The 21,820-nt window shown below is 54.5% G+C and carries 21 protein-coding genes; 16 read left to right on the forward strand and 5 right to left on the reverse strand.

Going from position 1 to position 21,820, the window contains the following annotated elements; genetic code table 11:
• The first annotated feature begins 7 nt into the window (after positions 1 to 7).
• From nuoI to NIG5292_RS03220, 10 genes are read left to right on the forward strand one after another with little or no spacing between them, the layout of a single operon-like run.
• Positions 8 to 502, forward strand: a complete 495-nt coding sequence (nuoI, locus tag NIG5292_RS03175; RefSeq protein WP_048597932.1) for an NADH-quinone oxidoreductase subunit NuoI — start codon at positions 8 to 10, stop codon at positions 500 to 502.
• Positions 499 to 933 (forward strand): carboxymuconolactone decarboxylase family protein, encoded by a 435-nt coding sequence (locus NIG5292_RS03180; RefSeq protein WP_053084825.1) that lies wholly within the window; start codon positions 499 to 501, stop codon positions 931 to 933. The genes nuoI and NIG5292_RS03180 overlap by 4 nt, the downstream gene beginning before the upstream one ends.
• Positions 930 to 1,535 carry an NADH-quinone oxidoreductase subunit J gene (locus NIG5292_RS03185; RefSeq protein ID WP_048597934.1) on the forward strand — a complete coding sequence of 202 codons (606 nt, stop codon included), beginning with the start codon at positions 930 to 932 and terminating at the stop codon, positions 1,533 to 1,535. The genes NIG5292_RS03180 and NIG5292_RS03185 overlap by 4 nt, the downstream gene beginning before the upstream one ends.
• 3 nt (positions 1,536 to 1,538) lie before the next feature.
• Positions 1,539 to 1,844 carry an NADH-quinone oxidoreductase subunit NuoK gene (gene nuoK / locus NIG5292_RS03190; protein ID WP_048597936.1) on the forward strand — a complete coding sequence of 102 codons (306 nt, stop codon included), beginning with the start codon at positions 1,539 to 1,541 and terminating at the stop codon, positions 1,842 to 1,844.
• A gap of 4 nt (positions 1,845 to 1,848) precedes the next feature.
• A complete protein-coding gene (gene nuoL, locus NIG5292_RS03195; protein WP_048597939.1) occupies positions 1,849 to 3,945 on the forward strand; it encodes an NADH-quinone oxidoreductase subunit L in 2,097 nt (698 codons plus the stop codon).
• A 6-nt stretch (positions 3,946 to 3,951) separates the two neighbouring features.
• Positions 3,952 to 5,502, forward strand: coding sequence for an NADH-quinone oxidoreductase subunit M (locus NIG5292_RS03200; protein ID WP_048597940.1), 1,551 nt, complete (start codon positions 3,952 to 3,954; stop codon positions 5,500 to 5,502).
• Between the two features lie 12 nt (positions 5,503 to 5,514).
• Positions 5,515 to 6,951 (forward strand): NADH-quinone oxidoreductase subunit NuoN, encoded by a 1,437-nt coding sequence (gene nuoN / locus NIG5292_RS03205; RefSeq protein ID WP_048597942.1) that lies wholly within the window; start codon positions 5,515 to 5,517, stop codon positions 6,949 to 6,951.
• Complete coding sequence (locus tag NIG5292_RS03210) at positions 6,941 to 7,687, forward strand: biotin--[acetyl-CoA-carboxylase] ligase (RefSeq protein WP_048597944.1); 747 nt, start codon at positions 6,941 to 6,943, stop codon at positions 7,685 to 7,687. The genes nuoN and NIG5292_RS03210 overlap by 11 nt, the downstream gene beginning before the upstream one ends.
• Before the next feature lie 12 nt (positions 7,688 to 7,699).
• Positions 7,700 to 8,479, forward strand: coding sequence for a type III pantothenate kinase (locus NIG5292_RS03215; RefSeq protein WP_048597946.1), 780 nt, complete (start codon positions 7,700 to 7,702; stop codon positions 8,477 to 8,479).
• Positions 8,476 to 10,137, forward strand: a complete 1,662-nt coding sequence (locus tag NIG5292_RS03220; protein WP_048597948.1) for a ribonuclease J — start codon at positions 8,476 to 8,478, stop codon at positions 10,135 to 10,137. Before NIG5292_RS03215 ends, NIG5292_RS03220 begins: the two co-directional genes overlap by 4 nt.
• Before the next feature lie 96 nt (positions 10,138 to 10,233).
• Here the strand turns inward: NIG5292_RS03220 and NIG5292_RS03225 are convergent, their stop codons facing one another.
• The 3 genes from NIG5292_RS03225 to NIG5292_RS03235 all read right to left on the reverse strand — a co-directional run bounded on the left by NIG5292_RS03225 (position 10,234) and on the right by NIG5292_RS03235 (position 14,817).
• The gene (locus tag NIG5292_RS03225) at positions 10,234 to 11,841 is read right to left on the reverse strand and encodes a DEAD/DEAH box helicase (protein ID WP_082136605.1); all 1,608 of its coding nucleotides are present in this window, start codon (positions 11,839 to 11,841) and stop codon (positions 10,234 to 10,236) included.
• 297 nt (positions 11,842 to 12,138) lie between these two features.
• Complete coding sequence (locus tag NIG5292_RS03230; protein ID WP_048597950.1) at positions 12,139 to 13,749, reverse strand: peptide chain release factor 3; 1,611 nt, start codon at positions 13,747 to 13,749, stop codon at positions 12,139 to 12,141.
• 63 nt (positions 13,750 to 13,812) lie between these two features.
• Positions 13,813 to 14,817, reverse strand: a complete 1,005-nt coding sequence (locus tag NIG5292_RS03235; RefSeq protein ID WP_048597952.1) for a Hint domain-containing protein — start codon at positions 14,815 to 14,817, stop codon at positions 13,813 to 13,815.
• A gap of 258 nt (positions 14,818 to 15,075) precedes the next feature.
• Here NIG5292_RS03235 and NIG5292_RS03240 point away from each other — a divergent pair, with 258 nt between their 5' ends.
• Positions 15,076 to 15,855, forward strand: coding sequence for an SDR family oxidoreductase (locus NIG5292_RS03240; protein WP_048597953.1), 780 nt, complete (start codon positions 15,076 to 15,078; stop codon positions 15,853 to 15,855).
• Between the two features lie 197 nt (positions 15,856 to 16,052).
• Positions 16,053 to 17,144, forward strand: a complete 1,092-nt coding sequence (locus NIG5292_RS03245; RefSeq protein ID WP_048597955.1) for an ABC transporter ATP-binding protein — start codon at positions 16,053 to 16,055, stop codon at positions 17,142 to 17,144.
• 15 nt (positions 17,145 to 17,159) lie between these two features.
• Here the strand turns inward: NIG5292_RS03245 and NIG5292_RS03250 are convergent, their stop codons facing one another.
• Entirely contained in the window at positions 17,160 to 17,825 is a 666-nt protein-coding gene (locus NIG5292_RS03250; protein WP_048597957.1) for a helix-turn-helix transcriptional regulator, read from the reverse strand.
• Between the two features lie 206 nt (positions 17,826 to 18,031).
• Here NIG5292_RS03250 and NIG5292_RS03255 point away from each other — a divergent pair, with 206 nt between their 5' ends.
• The 4 genes from NIG5292_RS03255 to NIG5292_RS03270 are packed head-to-tail and all read left to right on the forward strand — an operon-like array spanning position 18,032 to position 20,526.
• Positions 18,032 to 18,247 (forward strand): twin-arginine translocase TatA/TatE family subunit, encoded by a 216-nt coding sequence (locus NIG5292_RS03255; RefSeq protein ID WP_048597959.1) that lies wholly within the window; start codon positions 18,032 to 18,034, stop codon positions 18,245 to 18,247.
• 37 nt (positions 18,248 to 18,284) lie between these two features.
• Positions 18,285 to 18,773 carry a Sec-independent protein translocase protein TatB gene (tatB, locus tag NIG5292_RS03260; protein WP_048597961.1) on the forward strand — a complete coding sequence of 163 codons (489 nt, stop codon included), beginning with the start codon at positions 18,285 to 18,287 and terminating at the stop codon, positions 18,771 to 18,773.
• Positions 18,770 to 19,666 (forward strand): twin-arginine translocase subunit TatC, encoded by an 897-nt coding sequence (tatC, locus tag NIG5292_RS03265; RefSeq protein ID WP_048597962.1) that lies wholly within the window; start codon positions 18,770 to 18,772, stop codon positions 19,664 to 19,666. Before tatB ends, tatC begins: the two co-directional genes overlap by 4 nt.
• Entirely contained in the window at positions 19,666 to 20,526 is an 861-nt protein-coding gene (locus NIG5292_RS03270) for an ATP-binding protein (protein WP_048597964.1), read from the forward strand. Before tatC ends, NIG5292_RS03270 begins: the two co-directional genes overlap by 1 nt.
• Before the next feature lie 32 nt (positions 20,527 to 20,558).
• On the opposite strand, the gene NIG5292_RS03275 is transcribed toward NIG5292_RS03270, so the two are convergent.
• Positions 20,559 to 21,773, reverse strand: a complete 1,215-nt coding sequence (locus NIG5292_RS03275; protein ID WP_233488153.1) for a M23 family metallopeptidase — start codon at positions 21,771 to 21,773, stop codon at positions 20,559 to 20,561.
• Positions 21,774 to 21,820 lie beyond the last annotated feature (47 nt).

Consider the following 21,820-nt stretch of genomic DNA (forward strand, 5'->3'; position numbering starts at 1 on the left):
TCAGAAAATGGCAAATATCGATTATACGCGCGCTGCTAAATATTTTCTGTTGGCAGACTTCTTTAAGGGCTTCAAACTGGGCCTGCGCTACTTCTTTGCGCCTAAGGCAACATTGAACTACCCGCACGAAAAAGGCCCGTTGAGCCCGCGTTTCCGCGGCGAGCATGCTTTGCGCCGGTATCCAAATGGCGAAGAGCGTTGCATTGCGTGTAAGTTGTGCGAAGCTGTTTGCCCTGCGCAAGCCATCACCATTGACGCCGAGCCCCGTGATGACGGCAGCCGCCGTACCACGCGTTATGACATCGACATGACCAAGTGCATCTACTGTGGTTTCTGCCAAGAAGCCTGTCCGGTGGACGCAATCGTTGAAGGCCCAAATTTTGAGTTTTCAACAGAGACCCGTGAAGAGCTGTATTACGATAAGACAAAGCTGCTCGAGAACGGCGACCGCTGGGAAGCTGAAATTGCGCGCAACCTCGAGATGGATGCGCCCTACAGATGACCAAGACGCCCGAAAATCCATTTCAGGCTTTCCTTGATCAGTCCGCAGATTGGACCAAGGAAATGGCACCGCACATGGAACGTTTCATGGGCGGTAACTGGTCGTCTGCGGAATGGATGCAGGGCATGGAAAAGGCCATGGGTGCGATGAGCAAAGAGATGCTTGATGCAACCATGGGCGGCACCGCCAGCGCGGGGGGCTTGGACGCCAAGACCCGTTTGTTGGTGTCACTTGCAGGATTTGTTGCACAGGGTGCGACGGCCGATGCGCAGATCAAGATCACTGTTAGCAACGCGCACACAGCCGGTGCGACAGAACAAGAAATCATGGAGACCATCGCTACGATGTCTCTGTTGGGCGGCATGCCCGCGATGACCAAAGCAATGCAACTGGCCGCAGATGCGTTGAAAGAGAAGGACGACACCGAATGAGTGTGCTGACAATTGCGTTTTACGCCTTTGCGATCTCAACGATCGCCGGGGGGCTTTTCACTGTTATTGGTCGAAACCCCGTTCATTCGGTTTTGTGGCTGATCTTGGCGTTCCTGTCATCCGCAGGTTTGTTCGTCACGTTGGGCGCTGAGTTCGTCGCGATGCTGTTGATCATCGTCTACGTTGGTGCGGTCGCGGTGTTGTTCCTGTTCGTTGTGATGATGCTGGACGTCGACTTTGCCGAGCTGAAAGCCGAAATGGCCAAATACGTGCCGATCGCGCTGTTGATCGGTACAGTGTTGTTGATGCAGTTGGCGCTGGCTTTTGGGGCGTGGGAATACGGCGACGGTGCACTTGAGCGTGTTGCGGCGCGTCAGGGTGATCAGCAAAACACGGCGGCTTTGGGCCTGCTCATCTATGATAAATACATCATGCTTTTCCAGCTTTCAGGGTTGATCCTGCTTGTGGCGATGATTGGTGCGATTGTGCTGACCCTGCGTCACCGCCAAGACATCAAGCGCCAAGACGTTGTAGCGCAGATGATGCGTGACCCAGCGAAGGCGATGGAACTCAAAGACATCAAATCAGGGCAGGGCTTGTAACTCATGATTGGCATCGAACACTATCTTACCGTTGCAGCGGCCTTGTTTGTTATCGGTATTTTTGGCCTTTTTCTTAACCGTAAGAACGTCATCATCCTGCTGATGAGCATTGAATTGATGCTCTTGGCGGTGAACATCAATTTCGTCGCTTTCAGCGCGTTTCTTGATGATCTGGTTGGACAGGTATTCACCCTCTTTGTGTTGACTGTTGCAGCGGCTGAAGCGGCGATCGGTCTTGCGATCTTGGTTTGTTTCTTCCGTAACCGTGGCACCATCGACGTTGAAAACGTCAACGTGATGAAAGGCTAATCCAATGGAAACCATCATCTTATTTGCACCCCTCATTGGGGCCTTGATCGCGGGCTTTGGCTGGAAGTTTATCGGCGAAACTGCAGCGCAATACGTGTCGACTGGTTTGTTGATGTTGGCGGCGGGACTGTCATGGGTCGTATTCTTATCGTTTGACGGAGTTACACAATCCATCCAGATCCTGCCATGGATCGAGAGCGGCACTTTTGCGACTGATTGGGCGATACGCCTTGACCGCTTGACGGCAACGATGCTGATCGTGATCAACTCGGTTTCGGCGTTGGTTCACCTCTACTCGTTCGGTTACATGGCCCATGATGAGAACTTTAAAGAGGGTGAAAACTACAAAGCGCGCTTCTTTGCGTATTTGTCGTTCTTTACTTTCGCGATGCTGATGCTGGTCACAGCCGACAACCTTGTTCAGATGTTCTTTGGCTGGGAAGGCGTGGGCGTGGCGTCGTATTTGTTGATCAACTTCTATTTCCGCAAACCGTCCGCCAATGCTGCTGCGATGAAAGCATTCATTGTCAACCGCGTTGGGGACTTTGCTTTTATCCTTGGTATCGCGGGGCTGTACTTGCTGGCAGACAGTGTGAAGTTCGAAGATATTTTCGCCTACATGCCAACACTGGCCGAGCAGACGATCCGCTTCTTGTGGACTGATTGGTCTGCACCGAACTTGCTCGCGTTCCTGCTGTTTGTGGGCGCTATGGGTAAATCTGCACAGCTGCTGTTGCACACGTGGTTGCCTGACGCGATGGAAGGCCCGACGCCTGTGTCGGCACTCATTCACGCGGCGACAATGGTTACTGCGGGGGTTTTCCTCGTATGTCGTATGTCACCGCTGATGGAGTTCGCACCGGTCGCCACAAACTTTGTGGTTATCGTAGGCGCGATCACAGCATTCTTTGCGGCAACTGTCGGCTTGGTTCAAAACGATATTAAGCGCGTGATTGCGTACTCAACTTGTTCGCAGCTTGGCTACATGTTTGTGGCAGCGGGCCTTGGCGTCTACTCTGTAGCGATGTTCCACTTGCTGACACACGCATTCTTCAAAGCGATGCTGTTCTTGGGGGCGGGCTCTGTCATCCACGGAATGCACCACGAGCAGGACATGCGTAACTACGGCGGTCTTCGCAAGAAATTACCGGTGACGTTTTGGGCGATGATGATTGGTACTTTGGCCATTACGGGTGTTGGTATTCCGTTGCTGTATGTTGGCTTCCCAGTTGGCTTTGCGGGCTTCGTTTCCAAAGACGCAATCATTGAAAGCGCGTTTGTAGGTTCAACTTTTGCGTTCTGGATGCTGGTCATTGCTGCATTTATGACAAGCTTCTACAGCTGGCGCCTGATGTTCTTGACCTTCTACGGCAAACCACGGGGTGATAAACACACCCATGAGCACGCCCACGAAAGCCCCAGCGTCATGCTGGTGCCGCTCGTTGTACTGGCTTTTGGTGCGATTTTCGCGGGCATGGCGTTCTACAAACCCTACTTTGGTAGCCAAGAAAGCGTTGATAAGTTCTTCGGCATTGGCATGAAAAAGGGCGAAGCGCATGCGTATTTCGACGCTCCCACGTTGGTAGCATCGGCATACGCAGCTGGCGCGAAGGCAGACGGGGATCATTCAGATCACGACCGCAGCCAGGTGCCCGGTGAAGGTGCCATCTTTATTGGCGCGGACAACCATATGATCCACGAGGCCCACTTGGTGCCGAAATGGGTCAAGCTTAGCCCATTTTTTGCGATGCTGTTTGGGTTCATCCTGTCATGGTACATGTACATCCGCCGTCCTGATCTGCCCACAAAATTGGCAGAAAACCAATGGCCGCTCTATAATTTCTTGCTCAACAAATGGTATTTTGACGAGCTTTACGACGCGGTCTTTGTTCGTCCTGCAAAATCACTGGGCCGCTTTTTGTGGACCCGTGGTGATGTGGGCATCATCGACGGTGGCATCAACGGTTTGGCGCTTGGTATTGTGCCGTTCTTCACCCGTTTGGCAGGGCGCTTGCAGTCCGGCTACATCTTTACTTACGCGTTCTCCATGGTGATCGGCCTCGTTGTGCTGATTACGTGGATGACCCTGACTGCTGGATAACGACCCATGGATAACCTTCTCTCCATTGTCACTTTTCTGCCGCTGCTTGGCGCGCTCATTTTGGCGCTATTTTTGCGGGGCGACGACGAAGCAGCACAGCGCAACGCAAAGTGGGTAGCCTTGTGGGCCACCGCTGCAACGTTCGTTTTTTCGATCTTCATTCTTACCGGTTTTGACGCGTCGAACACGGGCTTCCAGTTTGTCGAAGAACACACATGGTTGATGGGTCTGACATACAAAATGGGCGTTGACGGGATCAGCGTGCTGTTTGTGATGCTGACCACATTCCTCATGCCGCTTGTGATTGCGTCGTGCTGGGGTGTGACGCACCGCGTCAAAGAATATATGATCGCGTTCTTGCTGCTCGAAACACTTATGCTGGGTGTTTTCTGCGCGTTGGACATGGTGCTGTTCTATCTGTTCTTTGAGGCCGGCCTGATCCCTATGTTCCTCATCATCGGCATTTGGGGCGGGGCGAACCGTATCTACGCGTCGTTCAAGTTCTTCCTTTATACGTTCCTTGGCTCGGTTCTCATGTTGGTTGCGATGGTCACGATGTATATCGAGGCTGGCACGACCGACATCCCTACACTGCTGAGCTTTGAATTTGACAGCGCGGTTTTGGACCTGTTCGGCTTCCACATCTTGGGCGGTTTGCAGACGCTGTTGTTCTTGGCATTCTTCGCAAGCTTCGCGGTAAAGATGCCCATGTGGCCGGTGCACACATGGTTGCCTGATGCACACGTTCAGGCGCCAACAGCGGGGTCTGTCGTTCTGGCGGCGATCTTGCTCAAGATGGGCGGCTACGGTTTCTTGCGTTTCTCACTGCCTATGTTCCCCGTCGGCTCTGAGATCCTTTCACCGCTGGTGTTGTGGATGTCAGCCATTGCGATTGTCTACACATCGCTTGTCGCATTGGTCCAAGAGGACATGAAAAAGCTGATTGCCTACTCATCTGTTGCGCACATGGGCTTTGTGACGATGGGTATCTTCGCTGCGAACCAGCAAGGTGTTGATGGTGCGATTTTCCAGATGATCAGCCACGGCTTTATCTCTGGCGCACTGTTCTTATGTGTCGGTGTTATTTATGATCGGATGCACACACGCGATATCGATGCTTATGGTGGGCTTGTGAACCGGATGCCTGCATATGCGTTGGTGTTCATGTTCTTCACCATGGCAAACGTTGGCCTGCCGGGGACGTCCGGCTTCGTAGGTGAATTCCTGACCATCATTGGCGTGTTCCAGGTGAACACATGGGTGGCAATGGTCGCTGCGACGGGTGTGATCTTGTCCGCTGGTTACGCGTTGTGGCTCTACCGCCGTGTGGTGATGGGTGACCTGATCAAGGAAAGCCTGAAAACAATTACCGATATGACCCGTCTTGAGCGTGCAATCTTTGCACCACTCGTGGTGATGACGCTGTTGTTGGGGATCTATCCTAGCTTGGTGACAGACATCATCGGACCATCGGTTTCCGCCCTTGTTCAAAACTATGACGTGGCCGTCAGCGCATTTGACGCGGCAGCCCAAACCGCTGAAATCGCGGCGCACTAAAGGATCTGAGCTATGACTGCTGACATCAACACTATGCTGCCGGAAATTGTGCTGGCGCTTTATGCCATGGTTGCGCTGATTGCGATTGTCTACACAGGCAAGGATGCCATGGCGCGCTTGTCGCTTTGGATGACGTCGATCGTATTCGTCGGCATGGCCGCGTGGATTGCAACATCGGGCGAGGGCACATCTGTGGCTTTCGGTGGTATGTTTGTGGACGATGCGTTCTCGCGCTTTGCAAAAGTCACAATTCTGTTGTCGGCAGCCGCGGTTTTGTTGATGTCGGAAGAGTATATGACGCGCCGTGATCTGCTGCGTTTTGAGTACCCGCTGTTGGTTGCCCTAGCAGCCGTCGGTATGATGGTCATGGTGTCTGCTGGTGATTTGATGGCGCTGTACATGGGGCTCGAGCTGCAGTCCCTCGCGCTTTATGTGGTCGCATCGCTGCGCCGTGACAATGTCAAATCTACAGAAGCGGGCCTGAAGTATTTTGTGTTGGGTGCGCTGTCATCTGGCTTGTTGCTCTATGGCGCGTCGCTGACATACGGTTATGCGGGCGCAACCTTGTTCACTGGCATCGTCGATGCCGCAGGTGACGGGCCTATGTCGCTTGGCCTGATCTTCGGTTTGGTTTTCTTGTCTGTAGGTCTTGCGTTCAAAGTGTCTGCTGCACCGTTCCATATGTGGACACCAGACGTATACGAAGGCGCGCCAACACCGGTTACGGCTTTCTTCGCAACCGCACCCAAAGTTGCTGCCATGGGCTTATTCGCACGCGTGATGCACGATGCTTTCGGTACGTCAGTTGCTGACTGGCAGCAAATCGTGGCCTTCCTTGCGGTTCTATCTATGTTCCTTGGTGCCATCGCAGCGATTGGACAGACCGACATCAAGCGTCTGATGGCGTACTCGTCCATTGCGCACATGGGTTTTGCTCTGATGGGTCTTGCAGCGGGTACCGCCTTGGGTGTGCAGGCAATGCTGATTTACATGGCGATTTATGTAACCATGAACATTGGTACGTTTGCGTTCATCCTGTCGATGAACAAAGAAGGCCAACCCGTGACAAATATTTCGTCGTTGAACAGCTTGGCAAGCCGTGAACCGGTTCAGGCCTTGGCTATGTTGGTACTGATGTTCAGCCTTGCGGGTGTGCCGCCCATGTTGGGTTTCTTTGGCAAATACGGCGTGCTTGTTGCAGCGGTAGATGCCGGTCTGTCATGGTTGGCGATTGCAGGTGTGATTGCATCGGTGATTGGTGCTTTCTACTATCTGCGCATCGTCTACTTCATGTACTTCGGTGAAGCGCAGGACGACATTTCCGTAAAGGCAACGCCGGTGCTGAAGTTGTTCCTTGTCGGTTCTGCTGCGGCAATGCTGTTGGGTGTGATCAACTTGTTCGGCATTGAGGCACCAGCAGCGTTGGCAGCGGCATCACTTGTCAACTGATTGGCCAACAGGCGTCGATTTGATCGAGTTAGATCAAGTTGACAGCACAATGGCAGAGGCGGCGCGGCGCGCGCCGCCGCTTACATCTCCCACATGGATAAGGGCCGATGCCCAGTCCGCCGGACGCGGCAGGTCTGGTCGATCTTGGGGGCACCCCACAGGTAATCTTGCTGCCACTCTTGTGTTCAAGCCCGACTGTTCGGCCCAGCAAGGGGCGCAGCGCAGTTTTTTAGCAGCCAATGCATTGTTTGACGCCTTAAGCGCGTTTGTTCCCGTGTCCAAGCTGGCGTTGAAATGGCCTAACGATGTATTACTGTCGGGCGGTAAAGTTGCCGGAATTTTGCTTGAGGCGTCTGGCGGGGCTCAGTTGAATTGGTTGTCGATTGGCATTGGTGTGAACCTTGCCCATGCACCCGTAATTGAGGACGCCGCATTCGAGCCGACAGCGGTCGCACTGCATCTTGATACGCAGGTCGAGCCTCCGACACCGAAGACGTTCTTGAACATACTTGCGGCAAAATACGCATCGCAAGAAGCGCTTCTTGGGACCGAAGGATTTGATCACATTCGGGCACAATGGCTGTCACGCGCCGCCCGTCTGGGTGAGGTGATTACCGCCCGAACGTCCCGCGACACAATCACTGGAACCTTTCGAGATGTGGACGCGGAGGGCAATCTTGTATTAGAGACCCCCAAGGGCCGTGAAACCGTCACGGCCGCCGACGTATATTTTTAGGAGGCGTGCGGAATGTTACTGGCGATCGATTGCGGCAACACCAACACCGTCTTCTCAATTTGGGACGGCGAGCATTTCATTGCAAATTGGCGGACATCGACCGAGCACCAGCGCACGGCGGATCAATACTATGTCTGGCTGTCGACACTGATGTCTTTCCAGAAAGTTGATGTTGAGATCACGGATGTCATCATCAGCTCAACAGTTCCGCGGGTTGTGTTCAACTTACGGGTGTTTGCAGACCGCTATTTCAATTGCCGCCCGCTTGTTGTGGGTAAACCCGATTGTTTGCTGCCCGTGGATGTGCGCGTCGATGGCGGTACCCAAGTTGGACCGGACCGTTTGGTAAATACTGTTGCCGGACACAGCCTTTTTGGCGGTGATCTGATTGTCGTAGATTTCGGGACGGCGACAACTTTTGATGTTGTCGACACAGACGGGGCCTATATCGGCGGGGTCATCGCGCCGGGGGTGAATTTGTCACTAGAGGCGCTCCACCAAGCGGCGGCTGCATTGCCCCATGTGGATGTGACCAAGCCCGAGCGTGTGATTGGCACCAACACGGTTGCTTGTATGCAGTCGGGGATCTTTTGGGGTTATGTCGGCCTAATCAACGGCATTTGTGATCGTATCAAAGCGGAACAGGGACGGCAGATGCGCGTCGTCTCCACTGGCGGGCTGGCCCCGTTGTTCCAACAAGGACATGCGCTATTTGACGAATATGAAGAGTTTTTGACGATGCACGGCCTGACCGTCATCTATAAATACAACAAGGATAATAATACGTTATGAGCAGCGAACGGCTGATTTACCTACCCCTCGGCGGTGCCGGCGAAGTGGGGATGAATTGCTATGTCTACGGATATGGCCCCGAACATAAAGAGCGTCTGATTGTTGTCGATCTTGGTGTGACTTTCCCTGACATGGACAGTACCCCCGGTGTCGATTTGATTTTGCCCGATGTGTCATGGCTTGTTGAGCGGCGTGACCGTATCGACGGCGTGTTCATCACCCACGCGCACGAAGACCACGTGGGCGCAGTTGGTCACCTTTGGGAGCGCCTTAAGGCCCCAATCTATACCCGTGCGTTCACAGCGAATATTGCCCGCCGCAAGATGGAAGAGCATGGCGCGGATACTGATGCGCTGCACACGGTTAGCCCTTGGCCTGAGACAGTTGAGACGGGTCCGTTCAAAGTGGGTTTTGTGCCGATCTCGCATTCGATCCCTGAAAGCTCTGGCCTTGTCATCGATACTCCTGCAGGGCGCATCGTGCACACGGGGGATTTCAAAATTGATACGAACCCCGTTGTGGGCGAGGCGTTTGATCGCGAGTTGTGGTCCTCGTTTGGGACAGTCAAAGCGTTGGTTTGTGACAGCACAAACGTATTCTCGCGCGATGCAGGCCGCTCTGAATCGACGTTGAAACCTGCCATTACGGAACTGATCGCAGAGCAAGAGGGCATGGTGGTTGCTACCACTTTCGCCAGCAACATTGCACGTTTACAAACATTGGCGGACGCAGGCATTGCGGCAGGGCGTTCTGTTTGTTTATTGGGCCGTGCCATGGGCAAGATGGTCCAAGCGGGCACAGAAACAGGTATTCTGACGGACTTCCCCAGCACGATCTCTGCAGAAGAAGCGACACAAATTCCCCGCCAAAACGTGATGCTCTTGGTGACAGGTAGCCAAGGCGAACGCCGTGCGGCCTCTGCCCAACTTGCCAACGGTAAGTACCGCGGCATTACGATGAAGGCAGGCGACACGTTCCTGTTCTCATCAAAAACCATTCCCGGCAACGAGCGTGGTGTTATCAAAATCATGAACCAGTTCAGTGAATTGGGCGTGGATGTGATTGATGATTACTCCGGTGCCTATCACGTGTCGGGGCACGCGAACCGTCCGGATCTGGAAGAGATGCACCAGCTTGTGAAGCCACAAGTGGTGATACCAATGCACGGTGAGCACCGTCACCTTCGTGAACATACCAAGCTGTGTACTGCTAAGGGTATGAGCGCAGTTGTCGCCGTAAACGGCACGATGATCGACCTGACTGGCAATGCCCCCAAAGTAGGTGGCTACGTTGAAACGGGTCGGACATATCTGGACGGCTCAGTCAAAGTCGGCATGTTGGACGGCATTGTACGCGATCGTGTTAAGATGGCGCTGAACGGCCATGTGATTGTCACGGTAATCATCGACGAAGACGGTGAACCGCTTGGTGAGCCATGGTGTGAGGTGAAGGGCATCGCCGAAGTTGGCACATCAAACGCGCCGCTGGTTGATGTCCTTGAGCAGGATCTTGGTCAGCTGATTATGCGGGCCGATGATCGTACTGTGGCAGATGATGACAAACTTGAAGAGCAGCTAAAGCGCCAAGCGCGCCGTACCTGCCAGCAAGAGATCGGCAAAAAAGTAGAGGTCACTTGCGTGATTAGCCGCCTCAGCTAATCATTGCTCAGACCAAATAAAAAGGCTGGAGACCTCGCGGTTTCCAGCCTTTCTTGTATTTAGTTCGGCTGGCCCTAAGTGTGCCTGCCGCTTTTGCTATTCTTCTTCGTCACTGGCTGCAGCAGTCTCTTTCACAGGTGCAGACTTAAACGTTTTGGCATCATTAGCACGACGTTCCGCAAAGCTTTGCGCGATGAACGCAGGAGTGTGATCGCCAAGGCCCTCAAAACGTGGACCATTGTTGTCATTCCCACCATTTCGGCCACGACCGCGTCCGCCGCGTGAACGGCGAGGGCGCTCATTTGTGTCGGCTTGGCGTGCGTTGTCTTGAGGCGCGGTTGGCTGCTCGGCGTCTTTGTCTGCATCGCCATTAGTCGCTGCCACATCCTGAGGTGTCTCGGTCTGCGTCTCAACCACGTCTACTGCAGCTGTCTCGGGCTTTTTGCGCGACCGTGACCGGCTGCGCGACCGTGACTTTGGCTTTTCATCCGCGTCTGCAGCTGGCGTTTCTGCGGCACCGTCTTTAGGCGTGTCGGCTTGTGCTGCAGTTTTTGACCCTTCAGGCAGATCACCGCGGGGGATTTCCTGCTTCACAAGGCTTTCGATATCCGCGAGGTTTTTCTCATCCCGCGGGATGCAGATCATTATTGCCGTTCCGGTGTTACCTGCGCGGCCTGTCCGACCAATACGGTGGACGTAGTCCTCAGCATGTGAGGGAACGTCATAGTTGAACACATGGCTAACGTTCGGCACATCCAACCCGCGGGCGGCAACATCAGAAGCCACCAAGAAACGCAGGCTACCATCGCGGAACGCTGCAAGTGTTTCCATACGCTTGCTTTGCTCCAGATCACCGTGGATAGGGGCTGCATCAAGGCCGTATTTCTTCATGGACTTCGCTACGATATCTACGTCCATCTTGCGGTTGCAAAAGATGATACCGTTACGGCACTCATCTGCTTCACGTTGGATCAGCTGGCGCAAAAGTTTGCGCTTTTCACTGTCCTGACGGTCACGGCGCGAGCCTTTGAACATATAGACGGACTGGGTGATATTGTCGTTCGTGGTTGCGGCGCGGGCAACTTCAACTTTGGCGGGGTTCGACAGAAAAGTGTTTGTGATCCGCTCAATCTCGGGTGCCATTGTCGCGCTAAAAAACAATGTCTGACGGGTGAATGGCGTGAGGCCAAAGATACGCTCGATGTCGGGGATAAAGCCCATGTCGAGCATCCGGTCCGCTTCGTCGATGACCATAATTTTCACGTCTGACAAGATCAACTTGCCGCGCTCGAAGTGATCCAGCAAACGACCCGGCGTGGCGATGAGAACATCGACACCTTTGTCGATCAGGATGTCTTGTTCTTTGAATGAAACACCGCCGATAAGAAGCGCTTTGGTCAGCTTGGTGTGCTTGGCGTAGGCGTCGAAGTTTTCCGCCACTTGGGCTGCCAACTCGCGGGTCGGGGCCAAGACAAGGCTGCGGGGCATCCGTGCGCGGGCGCGGCCACGTTTGAGCATCGAAATCATCGGCAGGGTGAAACTGGCCGTTTTTCCGGTACCTGTTTGGGCGATGCCTAGAACGTCGCGGCCTTCGAGCGCAGGAGGGATCGCGCCGGCTTGAATGGGGGTGGGGGACGTATAGCCGGTCTCTTCGACGGCTTTGAGGACCTTTTTATCAAGGTTCAGATCAGCAAAAGTTGTCATGTAAATCCGCGTTTAGTGCGGACACGATCTTGGCCCGCCGATTGGTCTGCGCGTGGCCCGGTTTGGCCATGGGATCAACAGCCCCTAAGATGCGCTGGCCAAGGTCTAGGGGATAAGTCCGTGTGGGTCAAACGCCTAAGCCAAGATGACTGATGGCTGGGGTTAATCCACCATGAATGGGTGATAAATGCACCATCTGGCCGAAGAATGTGGGGTAAATTTGCTCGCAGTGCGCCACTTAGACCAACAGACGGCAGGGCAAGAATCGCGCTGCCGTCTTGAATAAAGATTGGCGCGCTAAACCATCATTTCTTTGGTGCCGGTCAGGCTGACATCTGGGTAGTCGCGGCCAACGCGGTCAATATCCCACTGAAGGCGGGTCAAAAACACGGTGTCGCCGTCATTATCCGTTGCGATATGCTGTTTGTTGGCGGCAACGAATGCATCAACTGCGGGCTTTTGGCCCTGAACCCACCGCGCTGAGGTAAATTGCGATGCCTCAAAACGTACGGGCAGGCCGTATTCCATCTCAATGCGGCTGGCCAAAACTTCAAACTGCAATGCGCCAACCACGCCGACAATAAAGCCAGAGCCGAATGTGGGTTTAAACACTTTTGCAGCACCTTCTTCGGCAAATTGCATCAACGCCTTTTCAAGGTGCTTGGCTTTCATTGGATCACCGGCGCGGCAGGTTTGCAGCAACTCCGGGGCAAACGATGGGATGCCCGCAACGCGCAATGCCTCGCCTTCGGTCAACGTATCACCAATCCGCAGCTGGCCGTGGTTTGGAATGCCGATGATGTCGCCGGCCCATGCCTCTTCCGCCAATTCACGATCGGACGCGAGGAATAGCACGGGGTTTGAAATTGCCATCGGTTTTTTGGAGCGCACATGGGTCAGTTTCATGCCCCGCTTAAAGTGCCCCGACGCCAGCCGAACGAAGGCCACGCGGTCACGGTGCTTTGGATCCATGTTGGCTTGCACTTTAAACACAAACCCTGCCACTTTCTTTTCATCTGGTGAAATGGCGCGCGGGTCGGCCCTTTGGGGCTGTGGCTCTGGGCCGTATGTGGCGATGCCGTCCATCAGTTCCTGTACGCCAAATGAGTTGATCGCAGAGCCAAACCAAATGGGTGTCATCGTCCCTTCAAGAAGTGCTTGTGCATTCAGTGGCGGCATCAATTCGCGCGCCATCTCGATTTCTTCCAAGAACGTTTCCAGCAGGTCAGCGGGGACCAGTTCTGCCAGTTTTGGATCGTCGAGGCCTTTGATCTTTACAGCTGAGGCGACTGTGTTTCGGTCTGCGCGGTCCATCAACTGCAACTCGTCGCGCAAAATGTCATAACATCCGATGAAGTCACGGCCGCGCCCAATGGGCCACGAGGCAGGGGTAACATCAATCGCTAGGTTTTCTTGAATTTCGTCAATAATCTCAAAAGTATCGCGGCTTTCTCGGTCCATCTTGTTACAGAATGTCAAAATGGGCAGATCACGAAGGCGGCATACTTCAAACAGTTTTTGGGTTTGGCTTTCAACGCCTTTTGCCCCGTCGATCACCATCACTGCCGCGTCAACAGCAGTTAGGGTGCGGTAGGTGTCCTCGGAAAAGTCCGAGTGACCGGGCGTGTCCACAAGGTTGAACCGGTAGCTGTCCTCGCCTGTGGCAAAATCGAACGACATGGCCGATGCGGAAACCGAAATGCCGCGGTCTTTTTCCATCTGCATAAAGTCTGAGCGGGTGCGGCGCGCTTCACCTTTTGCCCGTACTTGTCCCGCCATCTGGATCGCACCACCATATAGCAGAAACTTCTCGGTAAGTGTGGTCTTACCAGCATCGGGGTGGCTGATGATCGCGAAGGTGCGGCGGCGCGCAATTTCGGGCGCAAGGACAAGCGGTGTATCTAACATAAGCCCGCTATAGCGCCCCTAGGGGGCTTGGGAAAGTGGGATATTGTGGGGCGCGTTTGGCGGCTAGCCACCTGAAGCGCGGCGCAGTAACTCAACGGTATTTCCCGTGAGCATCCCTTCGGCAATTTCAAAGCTAAGGTCTGTTGCAGGCCCGTCGGTTATATGCCGGTGCATCAGTGTTTCGGCCAAAGGTTTCGGGATCATACCGCGGGCGCTGGCATCCATTTGCATGGATTCTGCCGCGATGCCTTCTGCATAGATTATGTGGTGCTGATCAAAGAGAAGTTGATAATAATCCGCAAAGCCGCCTGCCTCTTGAACAACGGATGTACCGTTGATGAGGTGGCGTGCTTGGACCATCACTTCGGCGCGCCCTGTACCAATTTCGTCATGGCGTTGATAAATGAATAGGCGGTGATGGGGGCTGATGCGCAAATCGGCTGAGTTATTCAGCACACCTTTTTTGATCAACACCGGCGCCATCGTGCTGTTGGCGCGTTCCGTTCGCTGACCGATCCAGCGGATTTCTTGCGCTCCGCCATCCCGCGTCAAAACACGGTCGCCCGCCGCCAGCTTCTCAACCGCACGCTGTTCGCCCGAGGCCATTGTGATACGTGTGCCGCTGAAAAAAGCAGCTGCCATCATTCGGTTGAGGCGTTGATATAGATCTGTGCGTGTGGTGCCTACTAAAGTGTAGGGGGTTTTTCGTTCAATTATGCCAAGTGGCAAAAGCAGGATTTGTTCAAGCCCGCCGTCGATGACTTCGACCAGAACAAGCAACTCAAGGGTGTGACCATCAGGTGCCATCAGCGTCATGGCGCTGTCGATGGCAAGTGTTGAGCCTGCACGTCCCAGTTTTGAGGTTGCATGGATGCTTGAGGTGCTTTGTCGGGCCGCGTGTGTGTTGTGCACCGTAAGTGTATGCAGTGCTGCATCGCTGACCAGTTCATAGACATCTTCCAACAGCACATCTTCGGCCAAGCCCATTGCCTCGCCGTGGTTAACGCCGGAAGTGACGCGTAACGCCGCTGCTTTCAGGACCGAAAATGATTGAACGCGGGCAGGCATTTGGGTGAGCTCTCTACTCATTAGAACGTTGGGCGCGGGCTAATTGTCCACCGACACGCCGCATCACTAGCTACAGTACCTTGCTTAAGATTTTGTCAGCTTTAGGACAATGCAAAGGCATATTTTTTGACGTGCGGTTATAAATTGAACGCGCGCGGGGAAATAATGTTCAATTCGGTGTAAAACACCACTGGTGTGCCGCGCGCTCAGATGAGAAGTTGCCAGCCATTGCAACACAAATCTAAAGGCAGAGATGACATGGATTTAGGACTACGCGGAAAGCGCGCGCTTGTATGTGCCTCCTCCAAAGGGCTGGGGCTTGGATGTGCCGAGAGTTTGGCTGAGGCTGGTGTTGATTTGGTAATGAACGCACGGGGTGAAGAGGCTTTGGAAGCTGCTGCCGCCGATATTCGTGCGCGTTTTGGTGTGAGTGTGACAACAGTCGCGGCAGATGTGACCACGCAAAACGGCCAGGCTGATGTTTTGGCCGCCTCTGAAGGTGTCGATATTTTGGTCACCAACGCCGGTGGTCCGCCTCCGGGTATGTGGACCGTTTGGGAGCGTGATGATTTCATTGCAGCACTTGATGCAAATATGCTGGCGCCGATAGCGTTGATGAAGGCACTGCTGCCCTCAATGATGGAAAAAGGCTGGGGCCGTGTGGTCAACATTACGTCCGTATCTGTCAAAGCGCCGATCGCTGTCTTGGGACTGTCGAACTCTGCACGCGCAGGTTTGACGGGGTATGTGGCCGGTACGGCACGTCAGGTAGCGGGCCACGGTGTGACCATCAACAACCTTATGCCCGGTATCCACGCTACTGATCGTGCGATCGCCCTTGATACGGGCGTGATGAACGCGCAGGGCATATCCATGGATGAGGCCAAAGCGCAACGCGCAGCGACTATTCCAGCTGGCCGCTACGGCACTCGTCAAGAGTTTGGTGCTGCCTGTGCGTTTATGTGTTCGCAGTATGCGGGCTTTATGGTGGGGCAAAACGTCTTGCTTGATGGTGGCGCGGTGAACGCGACCCTCTGATGGTCTGATCCAGTCTGAATTTTGAGAGGGGCGGGGTGTCAAGCATGGCATCCCGCCTTTTGCGTTTAATACACAGGCTTTCATTCGACTGCGTGCGACATGTTGAAAGGCCGCAATGTCTTGGCAAGGTGCGGTGCGGTTGCTATGTGCGGAACCGAGCCTGATTGTTTTGCTCGGAAATAGGATACATCGCATTCATGCCCACATCCGTAGCCACCGATGCGCCGCGTCTTGAAGTGACAAACCTGAACCGCAGCTTTGGCGGTCGCAAGGTTGTGGACGACGTATCCCTTAGCGTCGCGGCGGGGCAGGTGACGTGCCTTTTGGGGCCGTCCGGCTGTGGGAAATCTACGACCCTGCGCATGATTGCCGGCGTTGAGATGCAAGATAGCGGCAAAATCATGGTCGATGGTGAGCTGGTGTGCGACACCGTCACACGTGTTCCGGCCGAGGCCCGCTCAATCGGGCTGATGTTCCAGGACTTTGCTTTATTTCCGCACCTTACTGTTGCTGGCAATATCGCCTTTGGCCTGCGGGGATCGCGCGGGCAAAAGGCCGAGCGCGTTCATCATCTGCTAAAACGCATTGGCTTGCCCCACTACGCGGATGCTTATCCGCACCAACTGTCCGGTGGCGAGCAACAGCGCATCGCTTTGGCCCGTGCGTTGGCGCCACAGCCAAAAATCATGCTGATGGATGAGCCGTTCTCCGGCCTTGATAACCGCTTGCGTGATGACATCCGCGATGAAACCCTTGAGGTGCTTAAAGAAGAAGGCACTGCCGTTTTATTGGTCACACACGAACCTGATGAAGCGATGCGCATGGCCGATGAAATAGCCCTTATGCGCGATGGGGTGATCGTGCAGCGCGGTGCGCCTTATAACGTGCACATGCGTCCTGTAGACAAAGACGCAGCGGCTTTTTTCAGTGATCTTAACATCGTACCGGGGCGCGTGCATGGCGGATTGGTCGAGACCGCCTTTGGGCAGTTTCTTGCCCCCGCAGTGCCTGAAGGTGGTGAGGTCGAGATTGTTATTCGCCCACAGCACATCAAAATTGATTTCGACCGGCAAGGTGCTGGGCCGAACCCGACGCCCCAAACCGGCGTCCCTGCGCGCGGCGTGGTTGAGCGAGCACGGTTTATGGGCAAAGATTCACTCGTTGAATTCCGGATGGATTTTGATGGCTCAATCCTAAAGGCGTCCGTGCCTTCGGTGTTTTTGCCCAAAAAAGGTTTGCCTTTATGGCTGATGCTGCGCCGCGATCGATGCTTTGTATTTCCCAAGTAACGATGTGTCGCGCCTCTAGAGCGTAATTTTGCGTTCTGCATAATCCGCAAGGGTTTTGCCTTGTTCCTCCACGAAAAGCCCCGGAAGAATTGAACATTCTGCAATAAGATCAGCGCGCAACTCATTGAATTCATGAGAAGTTTCATTCCATACGACGCACGTCCAAACGCGCCCCCAATAATCAAGCTGTAGGGGGCGGACCACGATGTCTGTGCCGTCGTAATGTAGCTTCAGCTTTTGACGGGCACGAATGGCTTGGCGTAGTTGCGGCAAATGCTGAAACCCACGGGCGGCATCTGCGAACGGATATATGGCAAAGCCCCAAGAGGCCGGCGCGCTGGTGCGTTCTTCGGGTAACACAGCGTCGATCTTCGCGGACAACGTCCGTGCTGCTTGGGACAGATCATCGTCCGCAGCTTCGCCCACAACTTGAAGGCCCACGTGAAGCGCCTCAAGCTCGGTCAAAGACAGGTTCAGCGGGGGAAGCGTAATGGCCGCCGTTACCCAATACCCCACACCGCGCTCCCCCTGAACGGGCACGCCGCTGGCGGCAAGCGTTTCCATATCGCGGTAGATAGTGCGCTCTGAGACATCCATCGCGCGGGCCAAATCAGCGGCACGGTGTAATTTCCCATCGCGCAGATGGGTAATCAATCGATAGAGGCGGTCCTTGCGCATGATTCGTACTTTCTTCCTCAGCGGGTCGTAATTTTAGGAATGAAATCTGCATTCCTGACATTTACCTGACAGTTGACAGGTTTTTGTCATGAGAAACACCAAAAAGGTAATTTAATGGCCAGTTTATCGCTGGCGAGGGCGTGTAAATGCGCGTATTTCTTGAGGCCGAACATAGATAGATGCGCAACCAAGCGCGAAGGAGTTTAGACATGTTGAACAACATTGGCCCCATGGGTTTCTTGCTGATTGCAGTCGTCGTGTTGGTTCTGTTTGGCCGCGGCAAAGTCTCGTCATTGATGGGCGAAGTAGGCAAAGGCATCACCGCGTTCAAAAAAGGCGTCAAAGACGGCACGGAAGAGCTTGAGCAAGAGCAGGCGGACGCAGCAAAAGACGTCACACCTGAGACTGAAAAAGACAAAGCCTGATCCGCGCGTGCGGGTAATGCTTGTAAAGGAATTGTAGATGTTTGGACTTGGCTGGGGCGAAATGATCGTCGTGGGTGTGGTGGCGTTGATTGTGGTGGGCCCCAAAGACCTGCCGCAGATGTTCCGCACGTTGGGGCGCTTTTCCGGCAAGGCCAAAGGCATGGCGCGCGAGTTCACATCGGCGATGAACCAAGCGGCGAACTCAACAGGCGTTGGGGATGTGGCCCGCGACTTTCAGAACATGACAAGCAAAAAGGCGCTTGGTTTGGACAAGCTTGATCAAGCCTCTCGCGCGTTTGAAGCATGGGATCCATTGAAAGACGGAGACGAGGGTGAGCCGTCACTCTCGCCCGAACGCAGTGATGCGGCTGCTAAAATTCAAGCTGCCACCAAAATTAAAGAAGCCGAAAAACGCGCAGAGGCGGCGCGGGCTGCGCTGGCTGAGGCCGAAGCAGAAGTGGCCGCAGCAAAACCTGCGACCAGTTCGACGCCAAGCGCGCAAAGCAAAACCGAAGGTGACGCATGAGCGATACATCCCAAGCCCACGAAGCCGAGATTGATGATAGTGCCGCACCTTTGATTGAACATCTGACTGAGCTGCGTACGCGGCTCATTCGCAGTGTGGTGGCTTTTTTGGTGGCGATGGTGGCATGCTTTACGATCGCCGAACCGATCTTGGAGTTTCTCGCCGAACCGATCGCGGACATTCTGCGTTCACGCGGTGAAGACCCGCGGTTGATCTTCACGGCACCGCAGGAAAAGTTCTTTGTATTGATCCGAATTTCGGTCATCGCGGGCTTTGCGTTTAGCTTCCCCGTAATCGCGTTCCAACTTTGGCGCTTTGTTGCGCCAGGTTTGTACAAGACCGAGAAAAACGCGTTTTTGCCATTCATCATAGCAAGCCCTGCGCTTTTCATGTTGGGGGCTTCGTTTGCGCACTACGTCGTGACGCCGCTGGCGATGAATTTCTTTATCGGCTTTTCTGATGTCATCCCGTCCATCGCAGGATTGGTCACCGGTGAGGCGCCACAGGCTAACAATGAGCTAAGCACAGTCTTTCTGGGCTCTGTGCGTGAAAGCCTGGATGTATCTTTGAAATTTATCTTCGCCTTCGGCCTGTGTTTCCAGTTGCCCGTTTTGTTAACCTTAATGGGCAAGGCTGGCTTGGTCAGCGCCGCTGGTCTGCGGGCTGTGCGCAAATACGCAGTTGTGGGCATTCTGGTTTTGGCGGCTTTGGTCACGCCCCCTGATGTTGTGACACAAGTTATCTTGTTTGTGGTGGTCTATGGTCTTTACGAGATTTCTATCTGGTTGGTTCAGGGCGTAGAAAAGCGCCGTATTCAGAAGATGAAAGACGAGGGTCTCTGGGACGAAGAACTGCACGGTGACGGCGGGACGGACGAAGAAGAGAACCGGTGATGACGGCGAGTTTACCAACTGATGCGCTTGAACGGATTGCGCAGGCACTCGAGCGTATGTCGCCCCCGCCTGTTTCAAAACCTGATTTAGGTGCCGCAAGCGCGTTTGTCTGGTCGACCGAGCCTGATTGCTTGGTCCCCGTCGCAGATGTCTCGCGGGTGCCGTTAGAGCTTCTGGTTGGGGTCGATCGGGCGCGGGACACTTTGTTGGCCAATACAAAGCAGTTTGCGAACGGCATGCCAGCAAACAATGCGTTGCTATGGGGCGCGCGTGGCATGGGAAAATCCAGTCTTGTCAAAGCTGTACACGGCGCTGTTCATGCTGAAAAAACTTCGTGTAAGCTGGTCGAAATTCAACGCGAAGACTTGCCAACAATCGGACGTTTGCTTGAGCTGCTGCGCGATGCCCCTGAGTGTAGGTTTATTCTGTTTTGCGATGATCTCAGCTTTGGCCACGATGATGCGCATTACAAATCGCTCAAGGCGGTGTTGGACGGCGGGGTGCAAGGTCGGCCTGATAATGTGGTGCTGTATGCGACGTCAAACCGTCGCCATCTGATGCCGCGTGACATGATCGAGAACGAGCGTGGCGGTGCGATTAACCCAGCCGAAGCTGTAGAAGAAAAAGTCAGTCTGTCGGACCGTTTCGGACTGTGGTTGGGCTTTCATGCTTGCGACCAAGATCAGTTCCTCGCGATGATCCGCGGATATTGTGATGCTTTTGGTGTCGATATGGGTGATGCAGAGTTACGTGCCGAAGCCATTGAATGGCAAGCAACGCGCGGCAGTAGATCTGGGCGCGTTGCCTGGCAGTATTTTACCGATCTTGCGGGACGCAAAGGCGTCTCGCTTGCAGGCTAAAGCTGGTTAACTGCGCACCTGATTAAGCCGGCTTACTTCGGCAAATACGGCGCGGGATTAACGCTGTCGAAGCCTTTGCGGACTTCAAAGTGCAAAAAGCTTGGGCTTGTGGCCCGCACTTTTGCGATGGTCTCGCCGCGCTTTACTTTGTCGCCTTTTTTGACCCGCAGACCGTCCACATTTGCATAAACAGTGATTAGACCATCGCTGTGGCGCATGATGATAATTGGGATTTGGTCCGTGTCTTTGCTGATCAAGATCACCTGACCTGCGTCGGCTGCCTTAACATTCGTGCCTGCGGGCGCACCGATGTCGATGCCTTCGTTTACGTTCTTTTTGTACTCGCGAATGATTGAGCCGCGCACAGGATACAAAAAGCGCGCCGTGGCGGCAGCCGGTGTTGTGCTGGTGCCCAAATCTGGCGCTTGGGGTGTTGCGTCTTGTGCGTCGGCAGCACCGGGCACATCACTTGGCAGGGGGGTCGCTGCTGATGGTGGCGTCGGGGCGTTTGAACCCGCACCTGGTTTGGTGGCGCTTGCGGCTACTGGGGCAGGGGGTGCTACGGGGATCAACAAAAACTGGCCCTCGCGCACGGCCAAGTCCGATCCAAGGCTGTTCCAATCTGCAAGTGAGCGGACGTTGACGCCGTAAAGGCGGGCAACAGAAAATGCAGTTTCGCCACGTTCAACACGGTGGCGGATAGGTTCTACGCCCGTTTGAGGCAATGCAGATGCCGTTGGTGCAGCGCCTGCTTGGGCCTCTGCTTTATCGATCGCGCTGCCGGCAAGTGTTGTCACGTCAACCGATGATGGTGCTCGGATTGGCCCGGTGGCGGATGCACCTGTGGCGGGGGAAGGCTCTGCCACGCGATTGGACAGGGCCACAACCTCACCACTGCGCAACGGGTCGCTAGGTCGAATGCCGTTAAAGCGCGCCAGCTCATTAGCATTAACGCCAATGCGGTCAGCGACGGCCTGAAGTGTGTCGCCGTCACGTGCAACAGCAACTTGATAGTTGGGATAACTGATGATGCCACGGTTATCAGGTTCGGGGCGGGATGCCGAGGCACCACGCGTTGCGGATGATGTATCAGCGCCGTTGCCAGTAAGTCCGCGCAAATCAAAATCCCATTGTTTGACCTGCTCGCAACCTGCAACAAGGGCGAGGGTCGAACATAAGACAATTGCTTTTGCCGGCATTGAAAATTTGATGGCGTACATGGCCTGTTCCTCAATATGCTGTGCCATGGTCGTTCGCCATAGCGTAACTGCTCAATTTACGGGCCTTTTGGCCT

The sequence above is a fragment of the Nereida ignava genome (assembly GCF_001049735.1).
Taxonomy (GTDB): domain Bacteria; phylum Pseudomonadota; class Alphaproteobacteria; order Rhodobacterales; family Rhodobacteraceae; genus Nereida; species Nereida ignava.

What these genes read in the sequence shown, in the direction of transcription:
- nuoI (WP_048597932.1), top strand. Translation starts at nt 8, where the DNA reads ATGGCAAATATCGATTATACGCGCGCTGCTAAATATTTTCTGTTGGCA.
- NIG5292_RS03180 (WP_053084825.1), top strand. Translation starts at nt 499, where the DNA reads ATGACCAAGACGCCCGAAAATCCATTTCAGGCTTTCCTTGATCAGTCC.
- NIG5292_RS03185 (WP_048597934.1), top strand. Translation starts at nt 930, where the DNA reads ATGAGTGTGCTGACAATTGCGTTTTACGCCTTTGCGATCTCAACGATC.
- nuoK (WP_048597936.1), top strand. Translation starts at nt 1,539, where the DNA reads ATGATTGGCATCGAACACTATCTTACCGTTGCAGCGGCCTTGTTTGTT.
- nuoL (WP_048597939.1), top strand. Translation starts at nt 1,849, where the DNA reads ATGGAAACCATCATCTTATTTGCACCCCTCATTGGGGCCTTGATCGCG.
- NIG5292_RS03200 (WP_048597940.1), top strand. Translation starts at nt 3,952, where the DNA reads ATGGATAACCTTCTCTCCATTGTCACTTTTCTGCCGCTGCTTGGCGCG.
- nuoN (WP_048597942.1), top strand. Translation starts at nt 5,515, where the DNA reads ATGACTGCTGACATCAACACTATGCTGCCGGAAATTGTGCTGGCGCTT.
- NIG5292_RS03215 (WP_048597946.1), top strand. Translation starts at nt 7,700, where the DNA reads ATGTTACTGGCGATCGATTGCGGCAACACCAACACCGTCTTCTCAATT.
- NIG5292_RS03220 (WP_048597948.1), top strand. Translation starts at nt 8,476, where the DNA reads ATGAGCAGCGAACGGCTGATTTACCTACCCCTCGGCGGTGCCGGCGAA.
- NIG5292_RS03225 (WP_082136605.1), bottom strand. Translation starts at nt 11,841, where the DNA reads ATGACAACTTTTGCTGATCTGAACCTTGATAAAAAGGTCCTCAAAGCC.
- NIG5292_RS03230 (WP_048597950.1), bottom strand. Translation starts at nt 13,749, where the DNA reads ATGTTAGATACACCGCTTGTCCTTGCGCCCGAAATTGCGCGCCGCCGC.
- NIG5292_RS03235 (WP_048597952.1), bottom strand. Translation starts at nt 14,817, where the DNA reads ATGCCTGCCCGCGTTCAATCATTTTCGGTCCTGAAAGCAGCGGCGTTA.
- NIG5292_RS03240 (WP_048597953.1), top strand. Translation starts at nt 15,076, where the DNA reads ATGGATTTAGGACTACGCGGAAAGCGCGCGCTTGTATGTGCCTCCTCC.
- NIG5292_RS03245 (WP_048597955.1), top strand. Translation starts at nt 16,053, where the DNA reads ATGCCCACATCCGTAGCCACCGATGCGCCGCGTCTTGAAGTGACAAAC.
- NIG5292_RS03255 (WP_048597959.1), top strand. Translation starts at nt 18,032, where the DNA reads ATGTTGAACAACATTGGCCCCATGGGTTTCTTGCTGATTGCAGTCGTC.
- tatB (WP_048597961.1), top strand. Translation starts at nt 18,285, where the DNA reads ATGTTTGGACTTGGCTGGGGCGAAATGATCGTCGTGGGTGTGGTGGCG.
- tatC (WP_048597962.1), top strand. Translation starts at nt 18,770, where the DNA reads ATGAGCGATACATCCCAAGCCCACGAAGCCGAGATTGATGATAGTGCC.
- NIG5292_RS03270 (WP_048597964.1), top strand. Translation starts at nt 19,666, where the DNA reads ATGACGGCGAGTTTACCAACTGATGCGCTTGAACGGATTGCGCAGGCA.
- NIG5292_RS03275 (WP_233488153.1), bottom strand. Translation starts at nt 21,773, where the DNA reads ATGGCACAGCATATTGAGGAACAGGCCATGTACGCCATCAAATTTTCA.